The organism is Desulforamulus reducens MI-1, assembly GCF_000016165.1.
In the GTDB taxonomy this organism is placed as follows: domain Bacteria; phylum Bacillota; class Desulfotomaculia; order Desulfotomaculales; family Desulfotomaculaceae; genus Desulfotomaculum; species Desulfotomaculum reducens.
In genome coordinates, this window is sequence record NC_009253.1 from 1,516,407 (window position 1) to 1,537,766 (window position 21,360).

Consider the following 21,360-nt stretch of genomic DNA (forward strand, 5'->3'; position numbering starts at 1 on the left):
TTTTACCATAATTCTTCCCAGGATATTCCCACGTCAATTTCCGTAGCACTTGCTGAAGCTGCCGAAATGGTTAAGGTATCGCCGGGAGTTAATTTTATATTTAGTGGCTGCAGAATTAACTGCGTAGCGTCTACTTTAGACAGTTTAAAATTTAGAATTCTTATGCCCCCTGTCAGAGTGGTTCCTGCTGTGTCATATTCCACAACGCTAGTGTCAGTGTTAATGTCTGTGTATGACGGGGTACCGCCTAGCGTGGTGTTTTTTATCAGGCGAATAGTAACAGTTTTGTTGCCGTCTGAACCCGCCGACAGATAGGCCAGTTTAATGTTAACCCGGTTAGTTTTTGTTAGGAAAGTATCTTTATTACGGATAGTTAATATAGCCACTTCTGTGGTAATTCCAGTTTTGTAAGTGTCAATGGAGTTCTTTGTTATGATTGCATTATTATCTAACATACCTTCAATAAAGCCCATAGCCGAGGCGGTTTCTAATTTGATATTGGTGTTATTGGTAGTGTTTGACACCTGGGCCATAAGGGGCAGGACTGGGTTAAAGATTGAAGGGTCTGTATTTGCGTTGGCATAGGGTATTTTGTGTACTAACAGCAGATCACCGGTATTCTGGTTTTCAATGTAAAAATAAATCATGCCAAAGCCAAGCCATTGATATTGGATTGAATATACATTACCTTTGGTGGGGTCCAGGATTAAGCCACTCGATCCGGTGCCGTCAAGCTTATCCATGTTCCAACTTGCTTGGGGTGTCCAGTTATCTAACCCGTTTTTCCTGCGTAAAACTCCGAAGGATGAACCGTTATAGCCAAAGAAAAAACCGTCGTTAGTATCACCGATACCGATAATTTGCGTACTGCCTGAATTACCGGTGGTAAACAAGGCGGTAAACCGTACCAGGGCACCCATACCGGGTTGATAGCGCAGTGTACTTTTTGTTTCAATCTTGGCGGTTGAGCTTGTGGTTGCAGAAGTTTGCAAAATGGCTTTACTGTTGGACTGTGTCACCGTACCGCTTCCGGTTGTGGTGGAGTTAATAAGATCAGAATTAATCCTGAATCCGTGAGTTACCTATTCTGTAACCTTATCTTTCAGTAAAATATGTAAAAATTTATATTTTAAGAATTGCCACTAGCATTTAATGAATCTCTCAATAGTATTGAGCTTAAATTTGGCAATAAAAATCTAAGCACTCCTTTTAGTGCAAAGTTTTATCGTTCTGTGGATATTTCTATCTTGCTAAACACACAGAGTAAGCTTGTTTAAATGTTTCAAACCAGGGACTGTGCTTTCCAAATCGTAATTTCTTCTTTCTTGCATGTGAAACTAACCGTGATGCCAACGTGATTAAGTTCTGAATCACCGTCCTAATCCTACGGCGTTCTGCCTGCTTTCGCAAGGGCACATGCTGCATTCTAGTTGTTGATTGTCCTATCATGCGCAACAGATTGTAGGCCACTACTCCAAAATGTAGTATTAGGTTGTTAGTGTCAAATTTGCCAGAGGGCAGTCTTTCTAAATCCAGGTCTGTCTTAAGTTCGCTGTGAAACTGCTCACTGGTGCCATGTTCGTGGTATAGTCTTTCGATTACATGTGGAGGGTCTGGCAATGAGGTCCAATAGGTTTCTGCCTCCACCTGGGGTACGAGAAATATCTGGCCATCTTTACCAAAGGTTCTTTCGGTAATTTTGTAAACTACCCTGATTTCTCTTTTCAGCTCCTTTTTGTATTTCATCATGGAACCATAGTAGACTTTTTTACCTTCACGTTCCTGGCAGTAAATATCTTTATTGTTCTTTGCCAATAGTAGCCACCCTTCAGGGGTTTCTTTGCGAAGGTTTCGCTTAATAATGAAATCAGCCTTAGTATCATCATTTAAGCAAATTTCAATATTACTAGCGCTGTCATTGCCTGAGTCCATCCTTAAAAGCAAAGGCAACTGGGTAATTTTTCTGGCATAGCGAATGCTTTCGGCAACGAATTCTGAGGTGTTCTTTTGGCAATGTTCACTCCCTTGGCGTAGCTCAGTATTTACGCAATAACCTTCCTTTGCTAGATATGCAAAGATGGGAGCGTAACCATCGGTGCCTTTGTAGGTGCGGGAGACCCCTTCTTTTTTGGTGTTGGAGTTATCAAAGGGAGACACATCAATATCTAGTGGAAGATAAGCTCTATTTTCTTGACCCAGGTACACTGGGGTTAGTGGTGCATTTGTTTTTTTGATTAGCCCCGCAGATTCTTCCAACAGGATATTATTCCATTGCTTATCTTTAGCAACCATATCTAATCGTTGGCGAAGGGTTGGGCTTGACGGTGTCTCTTTGATGTTTAACGAGATTGCAAAGAAATTATCTTCTCGAAAGGGTTCAATGTGGTCAAAATCACTCTTGCCTTGGCATAACAAGCCAATGTAGGCAATACCAACACTTCCATTAGAAATATGGGGTTTCTTTTGTTCAGCAGACATTGTATTGTTCAGTCGTGTTTTTATCTTGGTATTAGTCAGTAAGGCTCCGATAAGAGCTAAGCCCGAATGGGTGGTTAGCTCTTCGTCACCTTGTTCAATTTCAAAGATAGTGAGCCTATCATCGTCTCTGTTTTTGGTTTTGATTTTCTTGTTTCTTATCTTTTTCATGTTGCACCCCTGAGGTGAAGATTAGAAATATCGATTAGATGTATATTTCTACATATTCCTTCATTTCCCTATAAATTATGGGGTGAGGCAGAAAATTACTTTACGGATTCAGGTTAATATTGTAGTTAAAGGTCCAGCCAACCACCGGGGTAATGGACGCCACTCGGAGGTCTTTAAATGCCGATAGCGGTAACCCCTGTAATTGTTGGTTGACATCGTATAATTGGGTTTTAAGGGGTATCTCATTAGAAACTTTAAAATTTTGACGAGGTAATTCTAGTAAACCTCTTTGGTTCTGATGGGTTTTTGTTAGCCCCTGTAATTGGTTGACGGTTTCTTTCAATAAAGATAATTGCATCTTCTGCAGTTCAAGCATTTGTGACTGCTGAGCAATTAGTTGTTCCAAATATTTTTTTTGGGTCATAATATCATCCCCTTAATAGCGAAGCCTTATAGCTAAACGTACATTCACAAAAGCCTGATCCAAAAAGGCAACGATCTTGCATTTGTCTTCAGTTCTTAAGAGGTCTGACCCTGGAAGAAGATGTTTAGTGTCACGGCACTACCTGCGCTAACTGCTGCGTAGGAAATCCGGGCATACTTCAGGAAGGTAGTTGCAACAAAGGTTTTTACAGTATTTTGGTTAATGGTAACGTTGCTAATTTCATCTATCCAGTTAACGGCATCGGGGCTAATCTGAAGTTTAACCAGAGCCTGGGCATCGGCAACTGTAGAGGCGTTTACCACCCCAAAGGTCCAGGCGGCAATACCCAGAACGTTGTAGGTTTCGTCTGGTGAACTGGTTGTATTGGTTTTATTTGCTATTGTTGCTGATACATCGGTGGTAGCCAGTGTGGTAGACAGTGTGCCTGTAACAGCTAACCCGGTTGAAGTAATTAATATACCGTTGGTAGGTGGAGTAATAGCTAACCCGTCTGCAGAGGCAGTAACGGTAAGACCGTTAGTGGGTGCAGTAATGGCCAGACCAGTAGAGGTAATTGTTAAGCCGTTAGTAGGCGGTGTAATGGCTAAACCACCGGAGGGTGGAGTAATAGCTAACCCGTCTGCAGAGGCAGTAACGGTAAGACCGTTAGTGGGTGCAGTAATGGCCAGACCAGTAGAGGTAATTGTTAAGCCGTTAGTAGGCGGTGTAATGGCTAAACCACCGGAGGGTGGAGTAATAGCTAACCCGTCTGCAGAGGCAGTAACGGTAAGACCGTTAGTGGGTGCAGTAATGGCCAGACCAGTAGAGGTAATTGTTAAGCCGTTAGTAGGCGGTGTAATGGCTAGACCACCGGAGGGTGGAGTAATAGCTAACCCGTCTGCAGAGGCAGTAACGGTAAGACCGTTAGTGGGTGCAGTAATGGCCAGACCAGTAGAGGTAATTGTTAAGCCGTTAGTAGGCGGTGTAATGGCTAGACCACCGGAGGGTGGAGTAATAGCTAACCCGGTTGAGGTGATGCCAAGGTTACCCGAGGTATCTGTATTAACAGAAACATCCTTATTACCATAGATTTTTATCCTGGCGTAATCCGGGTTATCTTGAAAAATTTTAAAGTTAGGCATTATAAATTTCCTCCTTTGTAAATTTATGCTTTGCTTTAGGTTATTTTGTAAAAGTGTGGAAAGTTACAATTCTCATGCATATTTTAAAAAAAAAATTACTACAAGGAGTTATAACTATGGGTAACCGGATTAGTTTGTGTATGATCGTTAAAAATGAGGAAGGTAACATACGTCGGTGTCTGGCAAGTGTTACCGGTGTTGTTAACGAAATAATTGTAGTAGACACGGGGTCCACTGATAATACCTGTAAAATAGCCCGTGAAATGGGAGCAAGAATTTACTCCTTTGAGTGGAATAATAACTTCAGTGATGCCCGCAACTTTTCTTTAGCCAAGGCTACAGGTGATTGGATTTTATTTTTAGATGCTGATGAGGAACTTGCTGGGGAGAGTAGAGAGGTACTGGTCAAGTATGTGGCTGATGAGCAGGTGGAGGGTTACTTTATTAAAATTATTAACTATCTAGGCAAAGAGGGCTGGACGGAAACCTGCCCGGATCTGGTCTTTCGGCTTTTTAAAAACAGGTCACAATACAGGTTTCGTGGGGCCATACATGAGCAAATAGCTGATGTTATCCTGGAAAAAAACAAACAGGCTACCTATCGTATAGCAGAAGATATTATTATCATTCACTACGGATATTTAGACAGTCAAATAGACCAGAAGGATAAAAAAAACAGGAATCTTCATATCATTCAAAAGGAAATGGTAGAGAACCCGGGAAATTACCTGTTGAAATACCACTACGGAGTGGAACTGTACCGGGCTGAAAGATACGGGGAAGCAGCGGAGGTATTGATTCAGGCAGCTAACAATACAGATAGCAGTACCATCTATTTCCCCAAGTTATTAAGGTATATTGTTCTTGCTTACCATTCCGGCGGTCAGCCGGCAAAAGCCCTAGATGTAATCAGGCAGGGGCTGCAGCTTTTCCCCAACTATGCAGACTTGCATTATTACGGTGGACTTAGTTTACTGCAGTTAAAACACTACCATAAAGCTGTAGAGCTTTTCTTACAAGCGGTTGCCTTACCGGAACAGCCGCCTCAATATGCTTCCTTTGCCGGGGTAAGGGGTTTTAGGTCCTTGTATCACCTGGGTGAAATAGCAGAAGTTTTTTTAAACTACGAAGAAGCGCTACGCTATTACCTGGAAAGCTTACGTGACAATCCCGGCTTTCAACCTGCCCTGGAAAGGATTATTAAAATCCTAAAACCTAGGGAAAACCCTGAATACACCAGGGAATGTTTGGAAAAAGTCCTTGACTTTAGCAGTCCCCAGGCCACTCTTATCCTGTCAAATATATTTTTTCAACAAGGGGCCTATAAGTTAACTTTAGAATTTTTGGAAAGATTAATCAGAATGGGTAACTCATCTGCAGAAATACTTTTTAGAAAGTCCTTTTGTTTAATACAGGAAAGAAGGTTTCTGGAAGCTCTCAGGATATTGAATGAATATACTGCGGACAGCTATATTTATCCCCTGGCAAAATTTAACCAAATATTATGTTTTTGGGTTCAGGGCAAAAAGCGAAAGGTTCGATCCCTTGTTCAGGAAATTCGCACCCTAGAACCTGCGGAGGACACGGAGAGTATTTTAAGACTTTTATTAAGGTCTCAGGAAAAGAGAAAATATGTTCACAGAATATTCCTGGGTAAAGATGCTGTTACACTTTTACTGGATATAGTCGGGAGATTGCTTTATCTTAGCGAACTGACCAGGGTAGAAGAACTCTTTAGCAGGGTAGACCCTAAATGCTTGGGTGATCGGATGTTGGACATTATAAGACTTTACCACGAGCATGGTTACTATGAAAAAACAGTAGAACTTTTACAAGAATATATAGAAGCAAACCAGAACGGTGAGGCTCATTTTTTACTGGCGGAAACCCACCGGGAGTTAGGGGATTTTATAGAGGCTGACCACCATTACCGTTACGCCATCGAGCTTGACCCGTCCCAGCCACGCTACTATATTAGCCAAAGTAAGCTTTACGAGGATCGGTCTGAGAAGATCAAAGGGGAGGTTCCTCTTGAATGAAAAATACCATTACCCTGGTTATGATTGTAAAGAATGAATCGGAAAACCTTGGTACCTGCCTTGATAGTGTCAGAGACCAGGTGGATGAGATTGTTATAGTGGATACCGGTTCTACGGATAATACCCTGGAGGTAGCCGCTAAATATACGGATAAAGTATATTTTTATCTTTGGGACGAAGATTTTAGTGCGGCCCGGAACTATGCTATTGCCAGGGCAGGTGGGGATTGGATTCTGTTCCTTGATGCTGACGAAAGCTTGGTTTGTGAACCGGGACAACTGAAAGAACTGGTTTCACGGGACAATAAAATAGATGCCTATATGTTGCCACTAGACTACCCCATTGCTAAATCCACTGACGAATACAACCGCTTTCTTGTACTTCGTTTGTTTAGAAATAACAAAGGTTACCACTTTAAGGGTAAAATTCACGAGCAGGTAGTTGTTCATAATCACGAGGTTGTGGGGCTGGCGGATAATATATTTATTAAACATAGCATGATTTCTCCGAAGGAGCGTAATCGTAAGAGAGGCCGGAACTTAACGGCACTGAAAAAAGCAATTTCTGAAGAGCCGGATAACTATTTTTTACAATATTATATTGGTGTAGAATGGCTGGGATTGGGTAAGCCCGCAAGGGCCCTTCCATTTTTGCAAAGTGCTTACCAAAACCTTACTGATAACCATTTACTTTTTCGTGCCCCGTCCTTACGCTATTTGTTAATTTGTCTTAATGCCTTGGGAAATTATGACCAAACCATCTGTCTAAGTCAGGAGACGGCTTTCAAATATCCTGATTATACGGATATTTATTATCTTGGCGGCATAGCCTTTGAAGAAAAAGCAGAGTATAAGCTGGCTATTAAATGGCTTGAGCAGGCCGTTAAATGCGGCGTTCCGCCGGTTATCTACAGCCACATGAACGGCACCGGGGGTTTTTTAGCCCATTACCACCTGGGATTTTGTTATGAGAAACTTGGTCAGGTTGACGTGGCACAGGAATGTTACGAACGGGCCTTAGAGGTAAATGACAGCTATATTTACCCGGTATGCAATTTATTTTTGTTAATGTTAGGCAGGTTCGGTCCCGGTTACACCCTTAACTATTTCAAAAAGAAAGGTTATTTAAAAAAATCGGATCTCGCTTTGACCGTAGCTGACTTGTTTTTTAACTCGGGATATCCCGGCTTAGCCAAAGGGTGTCTGGAATTGTTAGAGGAAATTTCACATAAAACAGAAGAAGTTGTTTTTCAACTAGGGAGGTACAACATCTATTCTGGCAGATTTCAAATGGGGCTGAACTATATGGTTCAAATCCCTGAAGCCAGTGATTTATTCACCACAGCACAAACCCACAGGGCAGTGGCCTTGCTGTTAGCGGGGCGATTTAAAGAAGGTAGGAACCTGGGTCTTGAAATGTGGAAAAACAAAATGTCCAAGGATACTGCAAGGGCGGTATTAACTTTAAGCAACTTTATGCAAGGAGAAGAGATTTTAAGGTATCCTGCCAAGGTTAATGATTTGGAATTAATGAAAAGTTCAATAACCCTACTGGATATGTGCTATCACTATCTACCGGATAGAGATGGTCAAAGATGTCCTTATCTTAATCAAGTGATTAGTATTTTGGAAAAGATGATAACAGGTTCTTCGCCGGACGGTTACCTTACCTTGGAGCAATATTACAAAAACAAATCTAATAATTTAAAGGAATTTTTTAACTATAAATTTGGAACCGGTGGTTTTATGGCATGAAAGAAATAAAGGTAAGCCTGTGTCTGATTACTAAAAATGAGCAGCACTGTCTATTAAATTGTATTAACAGTGCTAAATACCTTGTAGATGAAATAGTCGTGGTAGATACCGGGTCTTTAGACAATACCATTCACCTGGCTCGGGCGGCGGGTGCCAGGGTTTTAAACTTTACATGGACAGGTGATTTTTCCCAGGCTAGAAATTTTTGTTTGGCACAGGCCACCGGCCAGTGGGTTCTTGTGCTTGACGCAGATGAAGTCCTAGTGCCTATGGGGTTGGAAGAATTCTATGATCTGCTTGGCAATGAGACTGTGGAAGGTTATTTTTTGCATATTAATAATTATCATGGCGACGGTAAAGAAATGGCCCAAGATAAGGTTGTTAGATTATTTAGAAACAAGACTGAATATCGTTTTACAGGCGCCATACATGAACAGGTGGCACCCTCAATCCTAAAAGCCAATGATGGTAGTGGTCTGGCTGTGGCACCTCTGGTTATTAACCACTATGGTTATCTGGATGAAGAAGTCATAAAAAAGGATAAGTTTTTACGCAACACATTAATTATAACCAAGGAGTTGGCAAACAAACCAAATGACCCGTTTCTTTTATATTCTTTAGCCCTTGAACATTACCAAAGGAAAAACATCCTTGAGGGGGTTCAATGTCTAAAAAAGGCACTAACACAATTGAGGGGATCAGAGGGTTATTTCGAGGATGTTATTTTAAACACTGCCATAGGCCTATTGCAATTGGGACGCTTGGAAGAATTGATGGATTTTATCAATAAGTCACTGCTAATGCTGCCGGAACAAAAGGACTTGATATTAATGAGGAGGTTAGCAAACCAGGGCTTAAAAAGATACCTTAAGGCTGCCGATACTCTAGAGAAATCAATTGATTCCAGAGGAAAGGAGAGCTTTATGAAAACAAGGGTAATGGTTGCAAGCCCCGTCAAACAAAAGGAAGTTATATTAAAGCAATTCCTTGAATCATTAAACAAACTAGAAAAATCAGAGTTGGAACTTGATTTTGTCTTTATTAATGACAATAATGAGCATAATCTTCTTGAAAAATTTAGCCGAGGTAAAAAAAACGTTCGTATTATTAAAGCCACATCTAATGATAGCTATATTTGTGATGAGGAAACCCATCGTTGGTCTGAAGAACTAATTTGGAAGGTAGCTGCCTATAAAAATAGTTTTATTAAAATGGCCCTTGAAGAGGGATATGACTATCTATTTCTTGTTGATTCAGATTTATATCTTCATCCCAAAACAATAAAGCATTTAATCTCTCTAAAAAAAGACATTGTTTCCGAGGTATTTTGGACCAGGTGGGGGCCTGAGTTTAAAATACTTCCCCAGGTTTGGGGTTCAGATCAATACGAGCTATATCATGTTTCCAGGGGGCAGGCATTAAGTGAAGAGGAAAAAATTCAAAGAATTGAAGAATTCATTGAAAAGTTATCAAAACCGGGAACCTATAAAGTTGGCGGATTAGGTGCCTGTACCTTAATCAGTCAAAAGGCTTTAGCAAAGGGAGTATCCTTTAGTGAGATATATAACCTCAGTTTTTGGGGCGAAGACAGGCATTTTTGTATCAGGGCAGTGGCATTGGGGTTTGAGCTTTATGCAGATACTTACTTCCCGCCCTTTCATATTTACAGGGAGTCAGAATTAAGTGAGCTTAAAGAATATAAAAAGAAGCTTAACCCCGTGCGAGGTAAGGTCGGTAAAAAAGATAGTACTAAAAAACCTAAAAAGAGAAGGGGAAAGGGGAATAAAATTACACTGGCTATGCTGGTGAGAAATGAGGCCGGGAGGTATTTGGAGAAGGTTTTAGAACAGGCCAAACAGTATGCTGACAACGTGGTAATTTTGGATGATGCCAGTGAGGATGATACTGTAGATATATGTAAAAGAGTATTAGAGGGTATTCCGTTGACTATAGTTTCCAACAAGTCAGCCAGTTTTAACAATGAAATAGTTTTGAGAAAAAAGCTCTGGCAAATGACCGTAGACACCAACCCGGACTGGATTATAATACTGGATGCCGATGAACTATTTGAAAACAACGATCTGAAAACGCTAAGAATATCGGCAGAACGTGAGGATATTTATTCTTATTCCTTTCGGTTGTATGATATGTGGAGTGAAACCCACTATCGGGAAGATGAATACTGGTGTAGCCATAAATGGTACCGTCCCTTTATGATCAGGTATGTTCCGAATTTTAATTACCGCTGGAAAGAGACTCCCCAGCATTGCGGGAGACTTCCGGTAAACATTTTGGATTTAAAGGGAGAGAAGCACCCGCTTAGAATAAAGCACCTAGGTTGGATGAAACCGGAAGATAGACTTAAGAAATATTACCGTTATAAGCAGTTAGACCCCCAAAGTATTTACGGCATAGCGAAGCAATACGAATCTATCCTTGACCCTTGTCCCAATTTGGTCCGGTGGGTGGAGGATTAACCAACTTAATTATATGTAATGTTGTTATTGTTTAATCTTTTTCACATATAATGTTTTTTCAACATATTCTATAGAAAAATCATGAGGTGTAGTCTTTATGACTATATTTAATATTCCTGTTGCAAAGGATACCTTCGTTATCAGTGACAAAAAGTATCAGGAAGCTCAGTGTAATTCACCTTTTCTTCCGGTTGGAAAAACAGGTTTGGGTTATATGTTTTTGACTAATTATTTATCCTATATTTGTTTTGACCTGTCTTCTATTCCCTGCCATGAAAGGGTTATCAATGCAAACCTTAAAATGTTTTTTTACACCCCTCCCTTTGAGGGTCAACCGCCTGAATTTATAGGCCTTCAGGCTTTGGCGGAACCCTTTTGGGATTGTTTTACCAAATATACAAACCGTCCGGCCACAATACCAAAAATGCAAAAAAAAATCCCCATATTTAATAAATATACTTCAATTTCTGTAGATGTAACCAAATTAGCAATAGCCTGGCATTCCGGAAGGCTGGACAATAACGGGTTAGCATTGCTTCCCTTGAATTTTACCACCAGCGGTTTGCTGATTTTTTGCAGTTCAAACAGCCCGGAATGTTCAAAACACCCGTTGTTAATAGTTGATACGAAATCAACTAAAAAGAAACGTACAGTTGATAAAGAAGAAAGTCACGTTGTTAAAGAAGCAGAAGGTTTCAGTAGTACGCAAGAGGTATGGAATTATTCAGATTACAGCTTTATAGCACAGAATATTGGGTATTGTATAATACTGGTTAAATTGCAATGCGGTCCGGATAGTGAAAATTTTATAGACGAAGAACCAGAAATTGAATTATTACCCGGCCAAACACATGTTTTTATTAATAATTTTTTTACACGCTATGCCAGACTTAAATTTCGCCTGTATCCGGGTGATTGCGAGGAGGGCAATATTAAAATTTGGCTGCAGGGCAGGTTTTGAGTTAAATATAAGTATTGAATATAAAAGAGGTCATTTTTAGCTAAGACCTCTTTTATATTTTGTTCTATCCCATAATTGGTAATAAAACAAGGTGACACTAAAGGATGATGCACAATACTATTAAACATGGAGGTGAGCTGTCTTGGGGGATGTTAGAATTTACACGGAAGTTTTAAACACAATTAACAAAAGTAAGGTAAAAAGGATTATCTGTCCTAATCCAAATTTCCCCCCAAAGGCAGTGGGGGAGAAATCTTATGTATTGCTAAAAAATGTAAATTTAGATTTCACTGGTCCAGAACCCAAGGTTATCTTCGATTATTACGTATCTTTGGAATACCAGTTTGAATTTGGATATGATTATTGCATTGGTCGGGGTAATGATTTCATTACATTACCCGAAGGTTTTCACTTGTGTAGTTATCCTGTGGACCCAGTGTTAACCTATTCTGCTGCCTGTGAGGAATTTGAACTGGTTGATGGAGTTATAAAGGCCATCATCAGAATGGACCTTAGTGTTGTTCTTTGTCAATACCAAACTATCAATGTAAAGCCATCCATATGAGGGGCAGGCTTGTTTTTTTGCGCAATGCTGTGAATCAATTTCTGAAGAGCTAGTTGCGGTAAATCTGAACAGCTGGTTCTGTGGGGTATGGGCTGCGAATTGCGCAGCCCTTCTAGCCGGAGGCTAACGACGTTTACTACGGTGTTACACTAATCGACTTTTGCTGCTCTTTCCAGAGCATCGTAATGCTGCTGAACATAGCTTTGAGATACACCGCTACCGTGGGGTTTGCTATTTAGCAGATACATATCATAATGCCCGGTAACATTATTATCCTTTATATTTTCAATGGTTGTATGGGGCATGCCAGAGAGGGAGGCGGCAATATCTCTTCCATCTATATGAATACAAACAGGTCTGGGGGTCCAAGTCCAAGCAGTAAAGAGGCTTAACATTGTTTCAGTGTCTTCTTTTGTTAAGGGTTCCACATCACAGTGGTTGCTTCCCCCCAGCACTTGAAGTTTGATGATTTTTCCTGTTGCCGTATCGGTTACGGTAAAGACTTTATTGGGTTTCAGAATATTAATTCCCTCAGTGAACCAATCAACTAATTGGCCATAACGTACAGAGGAGTTCTCATCTATGGAATCAGAACGATGCACATCCCCGCCTCGGGAAACACTACCCTTTAAAACCAAGGTTTGCCCGGCATAGATTAAATCACCCTTCAGGTTATTAAGCCCGCGTAAATCTTCAAGACTAATTCCGTTCTTTTGCGCTATGGCACCCAGGGTATCCCCTGGTTTCACAGTATACAGCGTATTGTTGGGACGATAAGAGGCCACAGTATTTGGCTGTTTTTCCTGACTCTCTAATGAGGTATTCGTAGGAAGCCAACCAGTTTGGTTAGTTTTTGTGGTCTGAGGCATGGGCTGTTGTTTAGCGGTTGATGCCTGCTTTGTCTCAGGGGTTCCATCAATACGAAGAACTTGTCCCACAGAAAGAAGGTCATTGCTCAAACCATTGATCGCCTTTAATTTATCAATGCTGATATTATTTTTTTGAGATATTTTCCAAAGGGAATCACCATCTTTTACGGTATAATCAGCCGCTAGGACTGGGTTGGCACTTAACAAAAGTGAAATTAGTAATCCTGGTAAAATAAGTTTACTTTTTGACATTTAGCTACCCCTTTGTGTAAATTTTAGTTGTTGAGGCATCTGTTTCTACATAACAATCCATAAATATCCATTGCTACCATTTTAACCATAAAAACTTGTTTCTTCAATAAGAAGAAAGTCTGATTTTGTATTAATCTTTTTATAAAGGATAATTTATTCCAAAACAGGATTTTAAGTCCTATGTTAGAATTATGTATAACAGGTTCGTGAAAGGTTGAAAGACACTACTGGCAGTTATAAAGGGATATATTGCTAGTTCAGTGGATAATCCAAGAAAACTATAAAATGTAGGTGAGCCTAATGAGTAAAAGTAAAATTCGAAAAAACCTAACAGATGAGGAAATGTTTATCGGTTACAAGGAAGAGGTTACCTTTGAAAACACTTGGGATAATACCGTTGTTCATAAACCCAAGATCAAACCGCTGAAAAAAGATGCAGAAAAAGAAGGATTTAGTTCCTTCTTCACGCCTGAACTTCAGGAACAGGTAGGCAAAGCTTTGGTGGAACTTAAGGTGGCACTTTATAAACAGGGAATTATCGATTATCGGCTTGAAGTGAGTCGGGAAGGCAATTCAGTGGTTCTGACGGCTGTTAATGCTGTGGGGAAAAAGAAAAGTCCTGATAAGAGTAAGACAAAAGGGAAATAAGAATGACTGCTGGCTCTGGCTGGCAGTCATTCTTACTTCCAAAAGGGACTTTTTAACACCAGCTAAAAAATTAAGGGTAAAGGGTTTTATCTAGCCAGGCTCGAATTTGAAACAAGAAATATTTTTGAAGGGGGAAGCTGTTGTGAGCCTTCGCTTTATTGTTGGAAGAGCGGGAAGCGGGAAAAGCCACAGTTGTTTAGAAGAAGTGCGACAGAGACTCCGACAAAATCAGGGAGAATCGTCCATAATTCTGTTGGTCCCAGAACAGGCCACATTTCAATATGAATATATGCTGGCAACCACGCCAGAGCTAAAGGGAATGATTTGGGCTCAGGTATTGAGCTTTCGTCGTCTGGCCTTTCGAGTACTGCAAGAAATGGGCGGTGCAGCCAGAGCCCACATTGACGATTTGGGTAAAAAGATGGTACTCAGACGGATTCTCGAGCAGCGTAAGTCAGAGTTAAAAGTATTTCACCGTGCGGCTAAGCAACCGGGATTTGCCGATAGCCTAGCCAGTGCACTTTCGGAATTAAAGCTCTACCGTATCGAGCCTCAGGAGTTACAAAAGGGAATACAGCATATGCAAGAGGCACCGGGCAGCGCCATTCGGGATAAGTTAGCCGATCTGAGTCTGCTATACAATGACCTGGAAGAATTTTTGTCAGGACGTTTTACCGACCCGGATGATTATTTGAATTTATTGGCCCAACGTCTCCCTGGTTCCCGCACTGTTCAGGGTGCAGAAATTTTTATCGATGGTTTCACTGGCTTTACACCCCAGGAATACGGTGTTATTGAGCAAATGCTGGGTACCGCAGACAGGGTACATGTGGCTCTGTGTTTTGACCCAATGTACTTACAAGAGCCATGTGATGAATTAGAGTTCTTCTACCCCACAGTAGAGACTTACCACACCCTGCTGGATATGGCAGGTGCTCTAAGAATTTCCCTTGAACCGCCAATAATTTGTGGGAAAGAAACTCCTGTTCGTTTTCAAAAAGACTCTGCCATAGCACATTTGGAGAAATACTACTTCCGTCACCCGTTGCAAGCCAGTGATGCTGCCCAGGGAGTTAGTCTGGTGGCTTGTGCCAACAGGCGGGCGGAGGTAGAAGCAGCAGCAAGGGAAATTATACGCCTTTGCCGTGAAGAAGAGCTAAGCTGGCGGGATATTGTTGTTGTACTAAGGGATTTGACTAACTACAGTGATCTAATTAATACAATTTTTAACGATCATGGCATACCGGTCTTTATTGATGAGAAGAGAAATGTTCTCCACCACCCTCTGGTTGAATTAATACGTAGTGCTCTAGAGGTAATCACCCAGCATTGGGCCTATGATCCGGTCTTTCGATATTTAAAAACCGATTTGATACCAGTGCAGCGTGACGACGTAGATAGGTTGGAAAACTATGTATTAGCACATGGCATTCGAGGTAACCGTTGGAACGATAACAGGGATTGGACTTACCGCAGACAATATACCTTGGGTGAAGATTGTGACATTGATGACAATGAGGCAGAGCAATTGGCCCAGCTTAATGTTGTTCGCTATGCGGCCATTGAGCATATAAATAATTTTTCAAAAAAGGTTGCCAACTGCGGTAATGTACGGCAGATAACCACTGCCCTTTTTGAACTTTTGGAATCTTTATCTGTGGCAGAACGGATGGAAGCATGGGCTAAGGAAGCTGAGGTAGCCGGTCGACTTATTGAAGCCAAAGAACATGCCCAAATTTGGGATAATGTAATCCTATTATTGGATGAAATTGTTGAGGCAATGGGAGAGCAAGAACTAAACCTGGAAGAATACCTTCAGGTATTGGAGGCAGGACTGGAGAGTTTAAAATTGGGTCTAATTCCACCGGGATTAGACCAGGTGGTGGTGGGGACCCTAGAGCGTTCCCGTAATCCCAATGTAAAGGCTGCCTTGGTGCTAGGTATCAGTGATGGAGTTTTGCCAGCGCGGCCTGTTGAAGAGGGACTATTCAGTGACTATGAGCGGGAAGCACTGAGGGAAATAGGCTTAAATTTGGCTCCGGGTGCTAGAAGAAAACTTTTTGATGAGCAGTATTTAATATATACAGCCTTGACCAGAGCCAGTAGTCGGTTATGGCTGAGTTATCCCCAGGCTGACGATGAGGGAAAGGCATTGATGCCATCCCCGGTAATTCAGCGGGTAAAGGAATTGCTTCCCCTTATTCAGGAAGAAATTTTACCGGTAGAACCGCCTTGCCTGGGGGGAGATCTAGCTTTTATAGCCAATCCTAGCAGGAGCTTATCTTACCTGGCGGCCATGCTGAGGGAAACAGTGGCGGGACGATTGGTGGACCCTGTTTGGCAGGATGTTTATTCCTGGTTTGTGCAACAACCACAATACCAAGAGTCTTGCCGCAGGGTTTTAGCGGGTCTTTATCATGTAAACCAGGAAACATCTCTGCCGCCTAGTATGGGGCGCAGGTTGTACGGCAGTAGATTAAGGGCCAGTGTATCTAGGCTGGAACGGTTTACTACCTGTCCCTTCTCTCATTTTCTTTCCCATGGCTTGAAACTAAAGGAACGTTCCCAATTTAAATTAGCGGCACCGGATTTAGGACAGTTTTTCCATGCAGCCCTCAAGCTCTTTGCCGAACGAATTAAAGCACTTTCTTTAGACTGGGGTCAACTATCACGTGGGCAAATTATAACTATCACCGGGGAAATCGTGGAAGAGTTGGCTCCTCAACTGCAAAATGAAATTCTTCTCAGCACTGCCCGCCATCGCTATTTAATTAAGAAACTGAGAAGAACCCTGGAAAGAGCTGTGGTTACCCTGGCAGAGCACGCCAGAAGAGGTTCCTTCCGGCCGGTGGCGGTGGAGATTGGCTTTGGCGATAATGCTGAACTACCAGCTGTTCAATTGGATTTGGCAGATCACTGTCAGATGGAAATGGCGGGTCGCATTGATAGGATAGACAGTGCCTGTGAGGGTGGCCAGCACTACTATTCTCTTATAGACTACAAGTCCGGTCAGCCAGATATTAAGTTGGCTGATATTGTGCATGGTTTAAAGCTGCAGCTACTTACTTACTTGGATGTAGCACTACGGTATTCCAAGCAGTTGACACAGCAGGAGGCCTTACCCGCTGCCATGTTGTACTTTAGTGTACGGGATCCTTTTGTTGCCAGTACAGGTCCCATGACAGAGGAAGAAGCTGAAAAGAATCTACTCAAACAATTAAAGATGAAAGGTTTGCTGTTGGCCGATCCACTGGTGATTAGCAAGATGGATAAAGAACTGAGCGGACAATCCGACCTATTACCGGTGGGATTGAAGAAAAACGGAGATTTTTACTCCAATTCCAGGGTTATCACAGAAGAGCAGTTTAAGTTATTGCGAAATTACCTGGAATTTAAATTAAAGTCCATCGGTCAGCAAATGGTGAGCGGTGATATTGCCATCAGCCCCTATCAGAGGGGAAAAGAAAAAGCTTGCCGTTATTGTATCTTTAAATCAGTATGTCAGTTTGACCCTTTGCTGGAGGATAATTTGTTCCGATTGCTGGCCGACCAAGAGGAGCAGGTACTTTGGTCGCTGATTAAAGAAAGTCTGGGTGATAAGCATGAGTGATAAAAAATGGACAGCTGAACAATTGGCCGCCATCACCACCCGCGATACAAACTTACTGGTGGCAGCTGCCGCAGGGGCTGGTAAAACCGCCGTACTGGTAGAACGTATCATTGGGCTCATTACAGATCCGCACAGGCCGGTGGATGTGGATCAGCTTTTGATTGTTACCTTTACCAATGCTGCAGCGGCAGAAATGCGTGAGCGGATTGGACAGGCTCTCAGCAAGGCTTTACAAGAAAACCCCCACTCTAAACGGTTGGCCAGGCAATTAACCATGTTAAACCGGGCCTCTATTACCACCCTGCACTCCTTTTGTCTTGACTTATTGAGGCGTTATTTTTACCAGTTAGATCTGGACCCGGGTTTTCGGGTAGCTGACGAAGTGGAAGCGGAATTACTCCGTTTGGATGTGTTGGAGGAACTTTTTGAGAGACGCTATAACCAGGACAATGTGGAAGTCTTTGCCCGTTTGGTAGATAGCTATGGTGGACAGAGGGATGATAGCAGGCTACAGGATCTAGTCTTGGAACTGTATCGTTTTTCTGGCAGTCACCCCCTGCCGGTTCAATGGTTAACAAGCTTGGCAGAAAACTATGTTATCCCAGAAGGTAAAACTTTAGATGACCAGACCTGGATTGTTCAGATTAAGAAAACTATCTTCCAGGAGGTAGAGGGTGTTTTAGGACTGCTTAAACAAGCCCAGTGGTTGGCTAAGCAGCCCGGAGGGCCAGAGCCCTACAGTAAAACCTTAACGGAAGATATCATTAATATTAAACCACTAACTAATAATGATTGGGATGCCAGTTGGGAAAAATTATATCGTAGCATTACTGCAATTAAGTGGAGTAAATTAAGTCCCTGTCGGGGTGAAATTGATGATCAGCTGAAGAATAAGGCCCAAAACCTAAGAAATAAAGCCAAGGAAAAGTTCAACGACATAATCAATACTTATTTCAGTGCAGAACCAACTGTTATCTTAGAGGATTTACGTTCACTACAACCCTTGATAGCAGACTTGGCCAAATTGACCATTGAGTTTATGGAGCTTTACCAGAAGAAGAAGCAAGCTAAGGGTTTAGTGGACTTTGGCGATTTGGAGCATTACTGTTTGACCATCCTGTTGGATAAAGAGAATGATGCAGCAGAGTTTAGGCCCTCAGCTGTGGCTATTGAATTGCAACAACAGTATGCAGAAGTATTGGTGGATGAGTACCAGGATATCAACGCTGTTCAGGAAACCATATTAAGACTCGTCTCGAAAAAGAATAACCGTTTTATGGTGGGAGATGTAAAACAAAGCATTTACCGCTTCCGACTGGCAGAACCTAAATTGTTTCTTAGCAAATCAGAGCTTTATGCCAATACGGATAATTGCCAGGGTACCCGCATTGGCCTTAGTAAGAACTTCCGCAGCCGTCTGGAAGTTGTCAACGCGGTCAATTTTATCTTTCGGCAAATCATGACTAAGAAAGCTGGAGAAATTACCTATGATGAACTGGAAGAACTGCATTGCGGTGCTGACTACCCCCAGGCTGAAGATGTCAAGACAGCCACTGGACCTGTAGAAGTTTACTTAATTGACCGTAAAGATGCCCAGCTAGAGGAGCAAAATACCGACTCAGCGGAGGAAAAACTAACGGACGGTGAGGAACAGGAAGATCTAGATAGCGATCAGGCCGAAGCAAGGCTGATTGGTCGACGCATACAAGCGATGGTTAAGGGAACAGATAAGGCAATGGGACCAGAGTTTAAGGTATGGGATAAAGAAATAGGAAAATATCGGCCGGTCAGCTATCGTGATATTGTTATTCTGCTACGGGCCACCACTGGACGAGCCAACACCTTCCTAGAAGAACTTCGGACCATGGGAGTACCAACTTATGCAGAAGTAGGCACAGGTTACTTTGAAGCTGTAGAGGTAGAGACCTTTTTGTCTTTGCTAAAAATTATTGATAATCCTAGACAAGATGTTCCCCTGGCGGGTGTGCTAAGATCCCCTGTGGTGGGACTTAAAGCAAGTGATTTGGCAGAGATACGCCTCTGCAGTAAGGAAGGCGATTTTTATGATGCGGTTCGGATTGCGGCAGCAGCAGACTTAGGTGATGTAGCAGTTACTTTGACAAAATTTCTTCGTCAGTTGGAAAACTGGCGTTCCCGGGCCCGGAGAGATACCCTGGCTGATTTGATTTGGCTTTTATATCGTGAAACGGGCTATTATGATTATGTTGGGGGCATGGTAGGTGGCACCCAGCGTCAAGCAAATTTACGTGTACTTTATCACCGGGCAAAACAATTTGAGGCTACTTCTTTTCGGGGCTTGTTCCGGTTCCTGCGCTTTGTGGAAAGGCTAAAGGATTCCGGCAGTGATTTGGGTGCAGCAAGGTCTTTGAGTGAAAATGAAGATGTGGTCCGGATCATGAGTATTCATAAAAGTAAAGGCTTAGAATTTCCCGTTCTATTTGTAGCGGGTCTCGGCAAACGGTTTAACATGATGGACCTCAATAAAGATATGCTGATGCATAAAGAATTGGGTTTGGGGCCTCAGATTATCCACCTTGGCAGTAGGGTTTCCTACCCCAGTTTGCCTAAATTACTGATTAAGCAGCAAATCCGTAAAGAATCCGTGGCCGAGGAAATGCGGGTACTGTATGTTGCCCTAACCCGGGCCAGGGAAAAATTAATCCTAGTGGGAGCCGTCAGGGATTTAGAAAAGTCTCTAGAAAAATGGTGCACTTCAACTTATCAGGCGGGCTGGACTCTGCCCGATGCTGAACTAATGGCTGCCAAATGTTATTTGGATTGGCTTTGCCCTGCCATTGCACGCCATCATAACGGTCATGAACTACGGAGCCTGGCTAAGACAGAGGGGCAACCCTTCTCCGAAGTGGCTACCGACCCTTCTGCCTGGCAGTTAGTATTCCAGGCTTTGAAAGATATAAAAAACCAGACTCAGGAAAATAAGGAGCAAAGTCAAGGGCTGTTGGTTAAAATTAAAGACATGGAACCCTTCGAGGATGCGGGACTAATAAAGGAAGTTGAGCGCAGATTAAGCTGGCAATACCCCCGGGCTGAAGTTACCACACGGCCAGCCAAAGCGGCAGTGACAGAAGTTAAGCACAAGTTTGATGAATTGGCCCGGCAGGAAGCAGGGGTTATGTCCTATCGCCCTAAGATTAGCGGACGGCCAAGATTCCTGCAGCAGGATAAGGGACTCACCCCGGCGGAACGAGGTTCTGCTATTCACTTGGTTATGCAGCATATTCCTTTAGATAAACTGCCGGATGAAGAAGGTGTTCAGGTTCTACTACAAAACCTCATCCAGAAGGAAATTCTTCTGCCGCAACAAGCAGCTGCCATTAACCCCAACCATATTACCGGTTTCTTTGCCAGTTCCATTGGCCAAAGGGTGTTACAGGCCCCTAAGGTAGAGAGGGAACTACCCTTCAGCCTGGCACTACCGGCCACAGAGGTTTATCAGGAACTACCTGAGTGTGGGGATGAGATGGTTCTGGTCCAGGGGGTTATCGATTGTCTGGTGGATGAGGGGGATGGTTTCCTATTAATTGATTATAAGTCCGATGCAGTATACCCTGGTCAAGATTCCCCGGTGGATCGGTATCGTGGTCAAATCAACCTTTATGCCAGGGCTGTGCAGGATATATTAGGAAAACCGGTAAAAGACAGAGTGATTTACCTCTTTAACAACGGACAAATTGTACACATATAAATGTTTAGCTAGAATCTTTTTAGTATCTAACCAGTCTGATTTTTATCATGAACTGATCCTAGGCTAGCTTTATTACGCCACGGGGGTCAGTTGGGGCTTTGGTGTGGGCACATTTTTTGGTTAATTTTACAATGACTTGCTTGGTTAAGAATGGCTTATTAGTGCCTATGGATAATTATAAATAGATCGGACTGCTTAAAGGAAAACTTTTCTCGAATGATCATTATTAATTTCAGCCATTACTAA

13 protein-coding genes are annotated in these 21,360 nt (G+C 42.3%); 8 read left to right on the forward strand and 5 right to left on the reverse strand.

Annotated elements, in window-relative coordinates:
• Window positions 1-2: 2 nt before the first annotated feature.
• The 4 genes from DRED_RS07590 to DRED_RS07605 form a co-directional block, all read right to left on the reverse strand.
• The gene (locus DRED_RS07590; RefSeq protein ID WP_011877754.1) at window positions 3-1,019 is read right to left on the reverse strand and encodes a hypothetical protein; all 1,017 of its coding nucleotides are present in this window, start codon (window positions 1,017-1,019) and stop codon (window positions 3-5) included.
• Between the two features lie 223 nt (window positions 1,020-1,242).
• A complete protein-coding gene (locus DRED_RS07595; protein ID WP_011876571.1) occupies window positions 1,243-2,646 on the reverse strand; it encodes an IS1380-like element ISDre4 family transposase in 1,404 nt (467 codons plus the stop codon).
• 100 nt (window positions 2,647-2,746) lie between these two features.
• A complete protein-coding gene (locus DRED_RS07600) occupies window positions 2,747-3,070 on the reverse strand; it encodes a hypothetical protein (RefSeq protein ID WP_011877755.1) in 324 nt (107 codons plus the stop codon).
• Window positions 3,071-3,165: 95 nt separating this feature from the next.
• On the reverse strand, window positions 3,166-4,212 hold the full coding sequence (locus DRED_RS07605; protein WP_011877756.1) for a DUF6385 domain-containing protein: 1,047 nt from the start codon (window positions 4,210-4,212) through the stop codon (window positions 3,166-3,168).
• A 116-nt stretch (window positions 4,213-4,328) separates the two neighbouring features.
• Between DRED_RS07605 and DRED_RS07610 the strand changes: the two genes are divergently transcribed.
• From DRED_RS07610 to DRED_RS07630, 5 genes are all read left to right on the forward strand, one after another.
• Complete coding sequence (locus DRED_RS07610; RefSeq protein ID WP_011877757.1) at window positions 4,329-6,251, forward strand: tetratricopeptide repeat-containing glycosyltransferase family 2 protein; 1,923 nt, start codon at window positions 4,329-4,331, stop codon at window positions 6,249-6,251.
• Window positions 6,248-8,005: a glycosyltransferase gene (locus DRED_RS07615; RefSeq protein WP_011877758.1), complete on the forward strand. Its 1,758-nt coding sequence runs from the start codon at window positions 6,248-6,250 to the stop codon at window positions 8,003-8,005. Before DRED_RS07610 ends, DRED_RS07615 begins: the two co-directional genes overlap by 4 nt.
• Window positions 8,002-10,482, forward strand: a complete 2,481-nt coding sequence (locus tag DRED_RS18250; protein WP_011877759.1) for a glycosyltransferase — start codon at window positions 8,002-8,004, stop codon at window positions 10,480-10,482. Before DRED_RS07615 ends, DRED_RS18250 begins: the two co-directional genes overlap by 4 nt.
• Before the next feature lie 97 nt (window positions 10,483-10,579).
• Window positions 10,580-11,443 carry a DNRLRE domain-containing protein gene (locus tag DRED_RS07625; protein WP_011877760.1) on the forward strand — a complete coding sequence of 288 codons (864 nt, stop codon included), beginning with the start codon at window positions 10,580-10,582 and terminating at the stop codon, window positions 11,441-11,443.
• A gap of 142 nt (window positions 11,444-11,585) precedes the next feature.
• The gene (locus tag DRED_RS07630; protein WP_011877761.1) at window positions 11,586-12,008 is read left to right on the forward strand and encodes a hypothetical protein; all 423 of its coding nucleotides are present in this window, start codon (window positions 11,586-11,588) and stop codon (window positions 12,006-12,008) included.
• A 149-nt stretch (window positions 12,009-12,157) separates the two neighbouring features.
• Here DRED_RS07630 and DRED_RS07635 read toward each other — a convergent pair whose 3' ends face one another.
• Complete coding sequence (locus tag DRED_RS07635) at window positions 12,158-13,129, reverse strand: LysM peptidoglycan-binding domain-containing protein (RefSeq protein WP_011877762.1); 972 nt, start codon at window positions 13,127-13,129, stop codon at window positions 12,158-12,160.
• A 300-nt stretch (window positions 13,130-13,429) separates the two neighbouring features.
• Between DRED_RS07635 and DRED_RS07640 the strand changes: the two genes are divergently transcribed.
• The 3 genes from DRED_RS07640 (at window position 13,430) to addA (ending at window position 21,114) form a co-directional block, all read left to right on the forward strand.
• Entirely contained in the window at window positions 13,430-13,777 is a 348-nt protein-coding gene (locus tag DRED_RS07640; RefSeq protein ID WP_011877763.1) for a hypothetical protein, read from the forward strand.
• A 142-nt stretch (window positions 13,778-13,919) separates the two neighbouring features.
• Complete coding sequence (addB, locus tag DRED_RS07645) at window positions 13,920-17,387, forward strand: helicase-exonuclease AddAB subunit AddB (protein ID WP_011877764.1); 3,468 nt, start codon at window positions 13,920-13,922, stop codon at window positions 17,385-17,387.
• On the forward strand, window positions 17,380-21,114 hold the full coding sequence (gene addA / locus DRED_RS07650) for a helicase-exonuclease AddAB subunit AddA (protein WP_011877765.1): 3,735 nt from the start codon (window positions 17,380-17,382) through the stop codon (window positions 21,112-21,114). Before addB ends, addA begins: the two co-directional genes overlap by 8 nt.
• The last annotated feature ends 246 nt before the right edge of the window (window positions 21,115-21,360 follow it).